This is a genomic window from Halobaculum sp. P14 (assembly GCF_051195155.1).
Lineage (GTDB): Archaea > Halobacteriota > Halobacteria > Halobacteriales > Haloferacaceae > JBNTKA01.
This window is the reverse complement of the sequence record NZ_JBNTKB010000001.1, coordinates 261,936-274,779: the sequence shown is the minus strand read 5'-3', so window position 1 is coordinate 274,779 and position 12,844 is coordinate 261,936. Positions and strand designations below refer to the sequence as shown.

General features: G+C 69.2%; 10 protein-coding genes and 2 tRNA genes. 9 read left to right on the top strand and 3 right to left on the bottom strand.

All coding sequences use genetic code 11. The features are described 5' to 3' along the window. Positions 1–24: 24 nt before the first annotated feature. The 6 genes from ACQUS7_RS01435 to ACQUS7_RS01410 all read left to right on the top strand — a co-directional run bounded on the left by ACQUS7_RS01435 (position 25) and on the right by ACQUS7_RS01410 (position 7,784). Entirely contained in the window at positions 25–1,938 is a 1,914-nt protein-coding gene (locus ACQUS7_RS01435) for a type II/IV secretion system ATPase subunit (protein ID WP_435143903.1), read from the top strand. 2 nt (positions 1,939–1,940) lie between these two features. Then, a complete protein-coding gene (locus ACQUS7_RS01430; protein WP_435143900.1) occupies positions 1,941–4,091 on the top strand; it encodes a type II secretion system F family protein in 2,151 nt (716 codons plus the stop codon). A gap of 2 nt (positions 4,092–4,093) precedes the next feature. Continuing rightward, on the top strand, positions 4,094–4,843 hold the full coding sequence (locus tag ACQUS7_RS01425; protein WP_435143898.1) for a class I SAM-dependent methyltransferase: 750 nt from the start codon (positions 4,094–4,096) through the stop codon (positions 4,841–4,843). Between the two features lie 145 nt (positions 4,844–4,988). Continuing rightward, positions 4,989–6,056: an NAD(P)/FAD-dependent oxidoreductase gene (locus tag ACQUS7_RS01420; RefSeq protein WP_435143895.1), complete on the top strand. Its 1,068-nt coding sequence runs from the start codon at positions 4,989–4,991 to the stop codon at positions 6,054–6,056. Positions 6,057–6,173: 117 nt separating this feature from the next. Then, a tRNA-Gly gene (locus tag ACQUS7_RS01415) sits at positions 6,174–6,245 on the top strand. Between the two features lie 240 nt (positions 6,246–6,485). After that, positions 6,486–7,784 carry an MFS transporter gene (locus ACQUS7_RS01410; protein WP_435143892.1) on the top strand — a complete coding sequence of 433 codons (1,299 nt, stop codon included), beginning with the start codon at positions 6,486–6,488 and terminating at the stop codon, positions 7,782–7,784. A 123-nt stretch (positions 7,785–7,907) separates the two neighbouring features. Here the strand turns inward: ACQUS7_RS01410 and ACQUS7_RS01405 are convergent, their stop codons facing one another. Continuing rightward, complete coding sequence (locus ACQUS7_RS01405) at positions 7,908–9,182, bottom strand: digeranylgeranylglycerophospholipid reductase (protein ID WP_435143889.1); 1,275 nt, start codon at positions 9,180–9,182, stop codon at positions 7,908–7,910. 169 nt (positions 9,183–9,351) lie between these two features. After that, the gene (locus tag ACQUS7_RS01400) at positions 9,352–10,218 is read right to left on the bottom strand and encodes an HD domain-containing protein (protein WP_435143886.1); all 867 of its coding nucleotides are present in this window, start codon (positions 10,216–10,218) and stop codon (positions 9,352–9,354) included. Positions 10,219–10,341: 123 nt separating this feature from the next. On the opposite strand from ACQUS7_RS01400, the gene ACQUS7_RS01395 reads away from it, so the two are divergent. Next, entirely contained in the window at positions 10,342–11,592 is a 1,251-nt protein-coding gene (locus ACQUS7_RS01395) for a sensor histidine kinase (protein WP_435143883.1), read from the top strand. 38 nt (positions 11,593–11,630) lie between these two features. Here the strand turns inward: ACQUS7_RS01395 and ACQUS7_RS01390 are convergent, their stop codons facing one another. Further along, positions 11,631–11,900 carry a hypothetical protein gene (locus tag ACQUS7_RS01390; RefSeq protein ID WP_435143880.1) on the bottom strand — a complete coding sequence of 90 codons (270 nt, stop codon included), beginning with the start codon at positions 11,898–11,900 and terminating at the stop codon, positions 11,631–11,633. 353 nt (positions 11,901–12,253) lie between these two features. Between ACQUS7_RS01390 and ACQUS7_RS01385 the strand changes: the two genes are divergently transcribed. Then, positions 12,254–12,532 (top strand): Sec-independent protein translocase subunit TatA/TatB, encoded by a 279-nt coding sequence (locus ACQUS7_RS01385; RefSeq protein ID WP_435128614.1) that lies wholly within the window; start codon positions 12,254–12,256, stop codon positions 12,530–12,532. A gap of 51 nt (positions 12,533–12,583) precedes the next feature. After that, positions 12,584–12,656 (top strand) — tRNA-Arg (locus tag ACQUS7_RS01380). Positions 12,657–12,844 lie beyond the last annotated feature (188 nt).

Sequence of the window (12,844 nt, the reverse complement as noted above, 5' to 3'; positions counted from 1 at the left end):
GCCGAACGGTCGGTGACTACGCGCATGTCCGGGGACCTCGCGGCCGGCACGGACTCGTCTGAGAGCCGCGTGGACGCGCTCAAGCGGCGCATCTCGCGCACCATCGAGATGCTTCGCGGCGCCGACATCGACGTCCGGCCGTTCCGCCCCGGCGAGGACGGCCCGTTCGCGTCGTTCGACCCGCCGGAGGGCCACGAGGAAATCGAGCGGTACTGGGTGAACGCGCCGTACGCCTACGTCGTCATCACGTACGAGGAGGCCGAGAGCGCGCACCGCTACCACGTCGTCGAGCCGGAACTGGACCGGTTCGAACTGGCGCTGCTGCAGCGAGTCGTCGACGACATCCGCGACCCGCTGCTGTACCGGGCCGACGTCGGCCGCGCCGACGAGGACACGCTGCGCGAGGAGCTGGAGTCGCTGCTCGAACAGTACGGCGTCGACGCCGGGATGGACACCTACTACACGCTGCTGTACTACATCGACCGAGACTTCCGCGGCTACGGCAAGGTGGACGCGCTGTTGAACGACCGCCACATCGAGGACATCTCCTGTGACGGCTACGACCTCCCCATCTTCGTCTACCACGACACCTACACCGACATCGAGACCAACATCTCGTTCACGGAGGAGGAGCTCGACAACTACGTCATCCAGCTGGCTCAGCAGTCCGGCCAGCACATCTCCGTCGGCGACCCAATCGTGGAGACGACGCTGCCGGACGGCTCGCGCGCCGAACTCGCGCTCGGCGAGGAGGTGACGCCGCGCGGCTCCGCGTTCACCATCCGGCAGTACGCCGAGGAGCCGTTCACGCCCATCGACCTCATCAACTACGGCACGTTCAGCGTCGAGCAGATGGCGTACTTCTGGCTGTGCATCGAGCACAACAAAAGCCTCATCTTCGCCGGCGGCACCGCCTCCGGGAAGACCACGTCGATGAACGCGGTGTCGATGTTCATCCCGCCGCGCTCGAAGGTGCTCACCATCGAGGACACCCGGGAGCTGTCGCTGTACCACGACAACTGGCTGTCGTCGGTCACCAGAGAGCGCCTCCACGAGGGCACCGACATCGACATGTACGACCTGCTGCGCTCTGCGCTCCGGCACCGCCCGGAGTACATCATCGTCGGCGAGGTGCGCGGCGAGGAGGCCGTGACGCTGTTCCAGGCGATGAACACGGGGCACACGACGTTCTCGACGATGCACGCCGACTCCATCGAGACCGTCATCAACCGGCTCGAAAACGAGCCCATCAACGTTCCGCGGGCGATGGTGCAGAGCCTCGACATGCTGTCGGTACAGACGCTCACCCGGTTCGGCGGCGAGCGCGTTCGCCGCGTGAAGACCGTCGGCGAAATCGGCGGCATCGACCAGCGCACCGGCGAACTCGACTACTCGTCGGCGTTCAACTGGGACCCCGAAACCGACTCGTTCAGGCGGCGCGACTCGGACCTCCTCGGCGAGATTCAAGAGGAGCGCGGCTGGACGCGCTCGCGGCTGCTCCGGGAGATGCGGGACCGCCAGCGGTTCCTCGAACACCTCCGCGACCGCAACGTCACCGACTACCGTCGGTTCACCGCGCTCGTCAACGAGTACTACGCCGACAGCGACCGCGTCATGGACCGAATCGAGGCCGAAGCCGACGACCTCGACGCCGACGTCGACACCGGCGTCGTCGACGCGGACCGAAGCGCCGAAGGCGGCGAGGGCGAGGCCACCGACAGGGACGCCGAAGCCGGCGAGGCCGCCAACTGGGACGCCGACCGAACGGAGGCCGAAGGCGACGAAACCGACGGTTCCAACGACGGATTCGGTACCGACGACGGATTCGGCGAGGACGGGTTCGACGGCGGCTTCGACGACCGTGGTTTCGGTGGCCCCGACGCCGACGAGTCCGGGGAGAGGGCTGACGACGACGCCGACGGCGGTGGCGGTCGCTGACGATGCTCGAGTACGTGCCGCTTCTCGTGTCGCTGGCGGTGCTCGCGGTGCCGGCCGCGGCGTGGGCGAACCCGCGGGTGAGTCTGGCGACGACGCGCGTCGCGCTCGCCGTGTTCGGCGACTACGTGGCGGAGCAGAGCCCGCGGAAGCGCGAGCAGCAAGAGCGGCTCCGGGCGGCGCACGTCGCGACGACCCACCGGGCGTACGCCTCCCGGACGCTGCTGTACGCCGGGCTGCTCGGCGTCGCCGGCTCCGTGCTCGGCGTGTACGGCATCGCCGCGCTGTTCGCGCTGCTCCGGCTCGGCGGCGCCGCGCTGCGGACGGCGCTTCCGCCGGCGCTCGGCTTCCTCGCGAACTTCACTCGGCTCGGCGAACTCGGCGCCGGGCAGTTATTCCCGCTGCTGCTGCTCTCGTCGGCGACGGTCGGCGCGGGCGCCGCAGTCGGCACCTACTACCTCCGCTGGGCGCTGCTCGACCAGCGGGCGCAGGCCCGCGCCGGCCGGATCGAGTCCACGCTGCCCCGGACGGTCGCGTTCATGTACGCGCTCAGCCGGTCCGGGATGTCGTTTCCGGCGGCGCTGAACACGCTCGCCGAGAACGAGTCGGTGTACGGCGAAGCCGCGAGCGAACTCGGCGTCGCCGTCCGCGACATGAACACGTTCGGGACGGACGTGCTGACCGCGCTCGAACGGATGGCGGCGCGGTCGCCCTCGCAGAACCTCTCGGAGTTCGGCGAGAACCTCGCGTCGGTGCTCGGCAGCGGCCAGAGCCTCTCCGAGTTCCTCCGCGGCCAGTACGAGCGGTATCAGGAGGAGGCCGAGTCCCAGCAGGAGCAGTACCTCGAACTGCTGTCGACGCTCGCGGAGGCGTACGTCACGGTGCTGGTCGCCGGGCCGCTGTTTTTCATCACGATTCTCGTCGTCATCGGCCTGGTGCTGCGCGACACCACGGACCTGCTCCGGGTCGTCGTCTACGCTGGCGTCCCGCTGGCGAGCGCCGCGTTCGTCGTCTACATCGACTCCATGACGGCCGACCGGACCGGCGGCGTCAGCGGCCCCGAGGCGGCGACCGACCCGCGGACGGTGCAGGTCGCGAACGCGCGGAGCAGCGACGAAACGGCGGGCCGGACGGACGGCGGCGTCGTCGACGGCGCGGATGCCGGCCTGCTCGGCGGCGTCGGCGGCGCGGACTGGGTGGGCGACAGGTGGACGGCGAGCCGGGAGCGGCTGGCGATGTACGACCGGCTGAAACGGCTGCTCGCGTGGCTGGACCGGCCGCTGGACGCGCTGCTCGAACGGCCCGCCGTGACCGCGGCGGTGACGGTTCCGGTCGGCGTCGTCTGGGTGCTGCTGCGCGCCGGCGCCGTCCCGCTGGCGCCGCTGCCCGCGCTCCGCACGCTCGACTCGCCGGTGTTCGAGGCGACGCTGTTCGCGTTCGTCGTCTTCGGCGTCGTCTACGAGGCGGACAAGCGGCGGACGCGCGCCATGGAGGAGGCGGTGCCGGACTTCCTCGACCGGATGGCGAGCATCAACGACGCCGGCATGACGGTCGTCGAGAGCATCGAGCGGCTCACGCAGTCGGACCTCGAACGGCTGACGCCGGAGGTGCAGCGGACGTGGCGGGACATCCAGTGGGGCGCGGACGCCTCGGCGGCGCTCGAACGCATGGAAAAGCGGGTGCGGTCGCCGATGGTGTCGCGGGCCGTCGCGCTCATCACGAACGCCATCGCGGCGAGCGGCGACGTCGCGCCGGTGCTCGAAATCGCGGCGGACGAGGCCCGCGCGACCCGGCGGCTCCGCCGGGAACGCCGGCAGGTGATGGTGACGTACCTGCTCGTCATCTACGTCTCCTTTTTCGTGTTCGTCGGCATCGTCGCCGCGCTCACCGTGTCGTTCATCCCGGCCGTCGAGAACGCACAACTGGGCGGCGCCGCACAGGGCGTCCCCGGCACCGGCATCTCCGGCGGCGTGTTCAGCGGCCTCAGCGACATCGACACGTCGACGTACGTCACGCTGTTCTACCACGCAGCCGCGATTCAGTCGGTCTGTTCGGGGCTCATCGCCGGCCAGCTCGGCGAGGGCGACGTCCGCGACGGCGTGAAACACGCGGCCGTGATGCTCGCCATCACGTACGCCGTCTTCGCGTACATCTGACGATGACACGACGAACCACAGCGGACGGTGACGCAGCCGTACCGAGCGAGGACACGTCCGCCGAGGAGGCGCCCGGCGACGGGAGCCGGGCCGCGCCAGGCGTCGCGGCCGTCTACGACCGCATCGCGGCGCACTTCTCGAAGACCCGGGAGTACCCGTGGCCCGAGGTCGAGTCGTTCCTCGACGAGTTCCGCGGAGACGGGTCGGGAGCCCCGGCCGTGGACGTCGCACTCGACGTCGGCTGCGGGAACGGCCGGCACAGCGAACTCCTCGTCGACGCGGCCGAGCGCGTCGTCGGCGTCGACGTCAGCGGCGGGCTGCTCACCGAGGCGCGCCGCCGCGCCGCCGACAGGGGGTACGCCGACCGACTCGAACTGGTGCGGGGCGACGCCGCCGCGCTCCCGGTCGGCGCCGGTGCCGCGGACCTCGCCGTGTACGTCGCCGCGCTCCACCACCTCCGGCCCCGCGACGCCCGCGTCGACTCGCTCGCCGAACTCGGCCGCGCGCTCGCGCCGGACGGCCGCGGCCTCGTGAGCGCCTGGAGCACCGAACACGACCGGTTCGACCGCGACGACGGCTTCGATACGACCGTCGACTGGACGCTGCCCGGCGGCGACACGGAGCCGCGGTTCTACCACGTCTACGACCCAGCCGAGTTCCGGGCCGACCTCGACGCCGCCGGCGTCCGCGTCGTCGACGAGTTCGTCTCCAGCGGGAACTGCTACGCCGTCGTCGCCCCCGGCGACCGGTAGCGCGGCCGCCGAAATCGGCGACCGAAATCCGCGGCGAGTCGCGGCTTCGGGGCGCGGACTGTTCGGGGTGCGGAACCGCCCGGGTTCGCGGCGCCGCCGCACAGCCGAACACGACTTTATACGGCGGGCGACGCAACGCCGGTACATGAGTGCGAACGCCGAATTCGACTACGACGTCGCCGTCGTCGGCGGCGGCCCCGCCGGACTCACTGCGGCGCTGTACGCGACTCGCCTCGGCCTGGACACGCTCGTCGTCAACCGCGGCGGCGGCCGCGCCGCGATGATGCAAGACACCCACAACGTCATCGGCGTCACCGAGGACACCTCCGGCGCGGAGTTCCTCCAGACCGCCCGCGAACAGGTGGAGAGCTACGGCGCCGACTACGTCCGCGGCTACGTCGACGACGTCGCCGCCCGCGGCGACGTCCCCGACGACGGATTCGCGGTCTCCGCCGGCGACGACGACCACGCGGTCCGACGCGTCGTGCTCGCCACCGGGTTCTCGGACGAGCGCCCCGACCCGCCGCTGCCGCCGACGGGCCGCGGACTGCACTACTGCCTGCACTGTGACGCGTACATGTTCGTCGACGAACCGGTGTACGTGATGGGCGCCGGCGACGCCGCCGCCCACGTCGCGATGATCATGCTTAACTTCACCGACGAGGTGGACGTGCTGACCCGCGGCGCCGACCCGACGTGGAGCGACGACACCGCCGAAATGCTGGAGAACCACCCGGTCGACGTCGTCCGCGAGGAGATCGCGTCGATGAACAAGGACGACGACGGCTGGCTGGCGTCGTTCGAGTTCGAGGACGGCTCCGTCCGCGAGTACCGCGGCGGCTTCCCGATGTACGGTTCGGACTACCACGCCGAACTCGCGGACGCGCTCGGACTCGACCGCGTTGACGACGACGGCGAGGTCGCCGTCGACGACCACGGCCGCACCTCCGTCGACGGCGTCTACGCGGTCGGCGACCTGACGCCCGGCCACAACCAGATTCCGGTCGCGATGGGCGAGGGCGCCAAGTGCGGTATCGCGCTCCACATGGACCTCCGGGAGTTCCCGCGCTCCACCGACGACATCGACGAACTCGGCCCCGTCGGCGCCGACGACGTCCCGGCGATTTCGGCGGACCTGCTCGCGACCGCCGTCGCCCACGAGGGCCACGCCGCCGGCCCGAGAGACGAGGCCGACGCCGCCGCCGACGACTGACCGAAAAGGCAAACCCCTTAATCCCGCTGCGACTACAGACGGGTAGCCTCGAAGCGCCGTCGGCGCCCGAATCCGACCGGAACGGTCGGCGCAGACGCCGCGGACGGCGAGGCGAGCGCGCCGGTGGTCTAGCTGGTATGACTTTGGCCTTCCAAGCCAACGACCCGGGTTCAAATCCCGGCCGGCGCACTTTCTGCGGAACGAAGTGAGGCGAAAATCGCCCAGGGGGATTTGAACCGCGGAGCCGCCGCTGCCGAGACTTAGTGAGACAGCCGAAAAGCGGCGGTCTGGGTCGCGGTCGCCGTGTTTTCTGCGCCGAATCCGGTCGACGTGCCGAGCGGGCTCCGTCCTGCGAGGGGTGTGACCCCCCTGCGAAGCCGACCGGAATGACACCGTTTAACCACGCCCCCCGTGTTTCGAGACGTAACCGTGGCTCGGTTCGGTAGTTCAGTCGGGCTCCTGCGCGACAGAGAGTTCGCGGCGCTCGCCGGCACGGCGTTCGCCCGCAGTCAGGCGTATTCGACGCTGCTCATCGCGCTCGCGCTGTACGCCGAACTCTACCACACCTCCGGGTTCATCGAGGGGCTGTTCGGCACCGCGTTCGCCGTCGTCCAGCTGCTCATCGTGCTGCCGCTCGGCCGGAAGGTCGACACCGGCAACGCGAAACACTGGCTGCTCGCCGGCCTCGCCATCAACGTCGTCGTCTTCTTCGGCTTCATGCTGGTCGACAGCGCCGTCCACGTCATCCTCGTCCGCATCCTCCAGGGCGTCGGCGCCTCCATCCTCTGGATAACCGGGTCGACCGTCGTCGGCACCATCGCGCCCGACGGCGAGAACGGCCGGTGGCTCGGCTCGTACAACCAGGTCGCCGCCATCTCCAGTCTCGCCGGCGACCTCGTCGGCGGCTACCTGCTGTACGCCGAGGGGTTCACGTTCACGTACGTCGTCCTCAGCGGCGTCACCATCGTCGCGTTCGTCCTCGTCTACCTGTTCCTCCGCGACGACCCCGGCGGCGGCGCCGACCGCGAGGAGAGCGGCGGCCTCGACACGCTCCGTGACCTGCTGGACCTCCCGATGATTCGGTCGCTCGTGCTGTTCCGGCTCGCGTTCTCGGTCGGGAAGATGGCGGTCATCATCTTCCTCCCCATCCTGGCGCGCACCGAGTTCGGGCTCACGACGTTCGCCATCGGCTGGATTCTCGCCGGCGGCAAACTGACGAAGGCGCTCACGCAGGGGTACGTCGGCGAACTCGCCGACCGCGTCGGCCGGAAGGAGTACTTCGTCGTGGTCGGCGCGCTGCTGTACGGCCTCGGCACCGCGATGATTCCGGCGAGCTACCGGTTCGAAGGCGCGATCGACCCGTACAGGCTACACGTCTTCGGCGGCGACCAGGTGCTCGGCGGCGCCTTCTTCACGCTGTTCGCGGCCTACATGGTGCTCGGCGTCGCCGACAGCATCCGGCTCCCCGCGTCGATGTCGCTGTTCGTCGAGGAGGGCGAACACTACGACGCCGTCGCCTCCGCGATGAGCCTCCGCAGCATCTCGTGGAAGGTCGGGCAGGTCGCCGGTCCGGTCGGCATCGGCCTCATCATCGACTACGTCTCCACCTCCGCCGCCTTCTACACCGCCGCCGCGTTCATCGTCGTCGCCTCCGGCGTCTTCTGGCTGGTGTTCCAGCGCGCGTCCCGGGCGGACGCCGTCGTCGCCGCCGACGTCGGGGACGACTAACCGTCCCGAAACGGTCGACCGTGCTGTGAGACGGTCGGCTTCGAGACAATCGACTGTGCTGTGAGACGGATACGGGAGCGATTTGTACCGCCGCGTATCACCGGCCGAGCGGTCGGTCGACGGCTACGAGGAGCGGAACGACAGCGGGCCGACGTCGGAGAGCGCGCCCTTGACGATGTCGGGGTGGTCGCGGACGAAGTTCCGGAGCATCGGGAGGTCGCCGAGGTGGAGGAGTTTCGACATCGCGAGCAGGCTGCCGCCGTTCGCGTCAGCGAGCGTCGACAGGTCCATCCGGTTGATGTCGTGCATGAACCGGTCGTACCGGTCGTTCGGCGCGTAGTACAGCAGATGCGTCATGAGGAGCCGAATCGAGGTGTCGGGCGCGACTTCGCTGTGCCAGAGGTCGTCGTACACCGACATCTCGGCGGCGGACGTGTCGACGCCGCCGGTGAGACAGCGGTCCGCGGTGACGGCGGCGGCGCGGGCGGACTTCATGCCCTTGTGGATGCCTTCGCCCCACAGCGGGTCGATGCTCGGGACGGTGTCGCCGATGGCCATGAAGCCGGCCGTCGACAGTTCGCCGGGCGGCTGGATGTGCGCGGAGCCGCGGTGCTGTTTCCCGGCCAGTTTCTCGGCGTCCGCGAACCGCGGGTCGGTCTCCAGCCAGTGTTCGAGGTAGTCGTCGATGCTCATGCCGTCCGTGTTCGAGTGGTACTTCTCGTTCTGGATGTAGCAGAGCCCGACTTTCGCGGTGTCGCCGCCGGTGTGGAAAATCCACGAGTAGCCGCCCGGCGCGAGGTCGTGGTCGAGCCGGAGCATCATGCCGTCCGTCAGGTCGGCGTAGTCCGGGTGGTCGACGTCGACGCCCTCCATCTCCCACTCGATGCCGATGGCCTGGTTCTCCCGTTCGAGGTCGCTGACGCCGACCTGCTTCGCGAGCGGCGCCGCGGGCCCGGTCGCGTCGACGACGACGTCCGCCCGGACCTCCTCGTCGCCGTTGTAGCGGACGCCGACGACGGCGCCGTCGTCGGTGACGGGCGCGGTCGCCCGCGAGTCGAACCGGTACTCGGCGCCGTTCTCGCGGCCGTCCCGGACGAGGAAGCGCTTGAAGTCGGCGAACTCCAGTACGGCGCCGGGCTGCTCCTGGACGAAGTGGTCGTTCGGCGACTCGAGGACGACGCTGTCCGTGAAGTTCATCACGACGTCGTCGGGGACGCCGAACGCGCCCATCATCGACGGGAACGTCCCGGCCGTGGACTTGTTGCTCTGCCGCGGGAACTCGTCTTCGTTCTCCGTCTCCAAGACGAGGACGTCGTAGTCGCGGTCCGCGAGGTCTCGGGCGCACTGGGCGCCCGCGGGACCGGCACCGGCGATAACCACGTCGAAGTGGTCAGTCATGCCTCGAAAAACCCGGGTCGCGCTAATCAGTCTTGCTGAACGCGACCAGCCCCGAGCGGCCTCCGTACACGCCGAAGCGGAGGCGAGGAGACGCCTTCGACGCAGAGCGGCCGTCGGCGGAACGCGGGTCGGTGTGGGCGGCGGCGGGTCGGCGACTCGTCGGCGACGGTTACAGTTCGATTCGTTCGACGAGCTGGTCGTCGGCCTTCGTGTTGATGGCGACGATGCGGACGAACTCCTCGATGAGCGAGTCGCGGAGCTTCGCCTTCAGGAGGCTGTCGACCTGGTAGACGCCGGCGGCGTTCACCATCTCGATGTCGACGAGCACCGGCACCGGTTCGCCTTCGCCGTCGGCTTCGTCGCCGGGTTTGAGTTCGACGTTCCGGATGGCCTGCGACGAGAGCGTGTTGATGCCGCGGCCCCCCTTCTCGTAGGGCATCCGCGACCGGCCGTGCTCCATGTCGAGCGCGTCGGCGACGCGGATGACGCCGGCCTCGCGGGTCAGCGGCGTCTCCTCGGTGTGGTGACAGAGGATGGCGTGCAGCACCTCCGCTTTCACGCGGACGCGCTCGTCGACGCCGTAGAAGTCGAACTGTTCGAGGAACCGGTCGAGCAGGTCGGCGGCGAGCGGAATCGAGTAGTAGGCGTGCTCGTCGCGGTGGACGACGTGGCCGATGTCGTGCAGCGTCGCGGCGAGCGCGACGATGACCGCCTCGTCCGCCTCGTCGAGCCCCTGCTGGGCCGCGCCGTTGAAGTCGACGCCGCCGCGTTTCAGCAGGTCGTACAGCCGAAGCGCGCGGTTCCGGACGATTTCGATGTGCTTCGCGCCGTGGTCGTTGTAGCCCTTCCGCTCGACGGCGTTGACGTTCTGCGCCCGCAGATACGTGTGAATCTCCGGGTCGTCGTCGATGGCGACGAGCACCTCGTTCACGCGGTCGTCCGGGAAGGCGTGCGTGCCGTCGGGGTCGTACTTCCGGCGGCCCTCCGTGTCGGCGCCGTCCGCGCCGGTGTCGCCGCCGGCGTCGTAATCACTCATACCTCGGGTGACGCCACCGCCGGTAAAAACGCTGGTGTCCCGGTCGCCGAACGGCGCCGCCGACCGGGAACCGTCCAAATTGCTTTCCCTGTCGGGTGCGCAGGCTTCGAGGATGACCGGACGATGACCGACGATGTCGCCACCCGAACGTCCGACGGCGGTGCGGCAGGCAGCGACGCCGCCGGTAGCGACGCCGCCGGTAGCGACGCCGCCGGTAGCGATACCGCTGGCAGCGACGCCGTCACTCCGTTCGGGCCCGTCGGGGCCGACGACGCCGGAGTCGACGGGCTCCGCGGACGGCTAGTCGTCTATCTCGGGGTCGCCGCCGGCCTGCTCGCCGTGAGCGTGCTCGTCATCGTCGACGGCGACGTCGTGAGCGGCGCCCCACTCGTCTACTGGGCGCTCGGGCCGCTCGGAACGGCACTAATCGCGGCCTGGACGACGCGGTGGATACACCGCAGCCACCTCGTTCCTTCGGAGGTCAGCACCATCGTCACGTACGCGCTGTTCGGGGCGGTCGTCTTCGCGGCCGCGGCGCTCGCCGAGGAGTACTACGAGGTGCTCGTCGGCGCGCACACCGTCCCGACTATGACGACCGTCGTCGGCTGGCTCAACGGCGGCTTCATCGTTGGGTCGTTCGTCGGCGTCCACGTCGCGAAGGCCGACCGGCAGCGACGCGCGCTGGCGACCGAGCGGGCGAAAGCCGAGCAGCTCGCGGAGTCGCTCAGCGTCCTGAACCGGGTGCTTCGCCACGACATCCGGACCGACGTCAACGTGATTCAGGGCTACGCCGCGCTGCTCGAAGACCGGACCGAGGACGGAGACGACCACCTCGAAACCATCGAGACGCGCTGTGAACACGTCATCGACCTCGCCGACAAGGCCCGCGTCGCCGAACGCGCGATTCGCGGAACGACCGGCGAGCGCGAACGGGTCGACATCGCGGACCGCGTCCGCGACGCGGTCGACGCGGTCGCGACCTCCAACAGAGACGGCGCCCGCGACGCCGAGTTCACGGTCGAGGCCCCGGACGACCTCGTCGTCGAAGCGCACCCGCTCATCGGATACGCGGTCCAGCAGATCGTCGAGAACGCCGTCGTCCACAACGACCGGAAACCGGAGGTGTCCGTCACCGTGACCGAGACGCCGACGGACGCCGTCGTCACGGTCACCGACAACGGTCCGGGAATCCCGGCGGAGGAGGTCGACGTCCTGCTCGAGGGCGAGGAGACGCAACTCAAACACAGCAGCGGCCTCGGTCTGTGGATGGTGAACTGGATCGTTCGGCGGTGCGACGGGACCCTCGACACCCGCTCGGCCGAGCCGCGCGGCTCGACCGTCACCATCACGATTCCGCGCTCGTCAGCGGACTGAACGCGGTTCGTGCGTCTCTGGTGGCGAAAGCCGGTCACTCAGGCGTTCCGTTCGGCGTCGACGACGAGGATTACCGCGCCGGCGAGAACCGTCCCGCCGAACCAGTAGTGCCACTCGACTCGGAACGGCTGACCGAGGACCACCGTCGCGGCCGCCACGCCGACCGCGCCCAAGACGACGGCGACGGCGTCCCTCGCGTCAGAGAAGTTCAGCGCCACGCCGCCGAGTATCCCGAGAGTGACCAGCAGCGTCCCCACCTCCCTCGGGCGGGACAGGACCGTGCTGACCCAGTACTCAACACTCGCCATACGCCGTGTACACGGTCGACGCGACATAGTTCTTTTCGGCCCGTATGAATCCGGACTGAACGGGGAGACGAGTGCCCCGGACGGTCTCGGGGCCATGAAGCGCGACGCCCCGAGCAGTGGCACCCGGAATCGACGCCGTGCAGGCGGGACCGAACGAAACACTCGAACGACACTTCCGGGCGGTGGCGTCGGTCGTCGGATACACCGGAGACCCGCGTCCTGCAGCGCGGGAATCTACGGGGCAGACCGATGCTGTGGCACTCGTGGAGGCTGTCGTCCGGACTGGAGTTGTTATTGTCGCTCTAAGCGGTCCAAAAAGCCTATAATTGCCACCGGGTAACCCGAGAGTAGAGATGCTCACCACAGTACCCCTGTTCGGCGCGATCCCCGGCGGGCCGGAGATGCTCATCATTCTCCTCGTGCTCGTGCTGCTGTTCGGCGCGAACAAGATTCCGAAGCTCGCACGGTCGACCGGCCAGGCGATGGGCGAATTCAAGAAGGGCCGCGAAGAGATCGAAGAGGAGCTGCAGGACATGCAGGAAGGCGCGAACGAGACCGTCGAGGAGACGGTGTCGCCGAGCGAGTCGGACTCCGAGACGACGTCCACCGAGACGGCGACCGAGAACAACTGACCGGCCGGGGCTCCGGACCGTTTTTGACTGCGGGTCGCACATCCTCGACCGGGGCGTGTGGCCAAGCGGATACGGCGAGCGGTTCCTAACCGCTAGACCGCGGGTTCGAATCCCGTCACGCCCGTGCAGCGAACGTAGTGAGCGAACCGGAATGGCGGGATTCTAATCAGGGAGGAGCTCTGCTCCGACCGTGGTTCGAATCCCGTCACGCCCGTGCAGTGAGACGGTAAGCGGAGCGCCCGTCGAACCGACGTGGCGACGATGGGCTACCGCGGCCGGCGTCGACTCGGCGGAATCAGCCCTCAGCCCGAC

Bases quoted from the DNA above. Each gene is read 5' to 3' on its own strand.
- ACQUS7_RS01425 (WP_435143898.1), top strand. From the start codon at position 4,094: ATGACACGACGAACCACAGCGGACGGTGACGCAGCCGTACCGAGCGAG.
- ACQUS7_RS01390 (WP_435143880.1), bottom strand. From the start codon at position 11,900: ATGGCGAGTGTTGAGTACTGGGTCAGCACGGTCCTGTCCCGCCCGAGG.
- ACQUS7_RS01435 (WP_435143903.1), top strand. From the start codon at position 25: ATGTCCGGGGACCTCGCGGCCGGCACGGACTCGTCTGAGAGCCGCGTG.
- ACQUS7_RS01395 (WP_435143883.1), top strand. From the start codon at position 10,342: ATGACCGACGATGTCGCCACCCGAACGTCCGACGGCGGTGCGGCAGGC.
- ACQUS7_RS01430 (WP_435143900.1), top strand. From the start codon at position 1,941: ATGCTCGAGTACGTGCCGCTTCTCGTGTCGCTGGCGGTGCTCGCGGTG.
- ACQUS7_RS01400 (WP_435143886.1), bottom strand. From the start codon at position 10,218: ATGAGTGATTACGACGCCGGCGGCGACACCGGCGCGGACGGCGCCGAC.
- ACQUS7_RS01420 (WP_435143895.1), top strand. From the start codon at position 4,989: ATGAGTGCGAACGCCGAATTCGACTACGACGTCGCCGTCGTCGGCGGC.
- ACQUS7_RS01405 (WP_435143889.1), bottom strand. From the start codon at position 9,182: ATGACTGACCACTTCGACGTGGTTATCGCCGGTGCCGGTCCCGCGGGC.
- ACQUS7_RS01385 (WP_435128614.1), top strand. From the start codon at position 12,254: ATGCTCACCACAGTACCCCTGTTCGGCGCGATCCCCGGCGGGCCGGAG.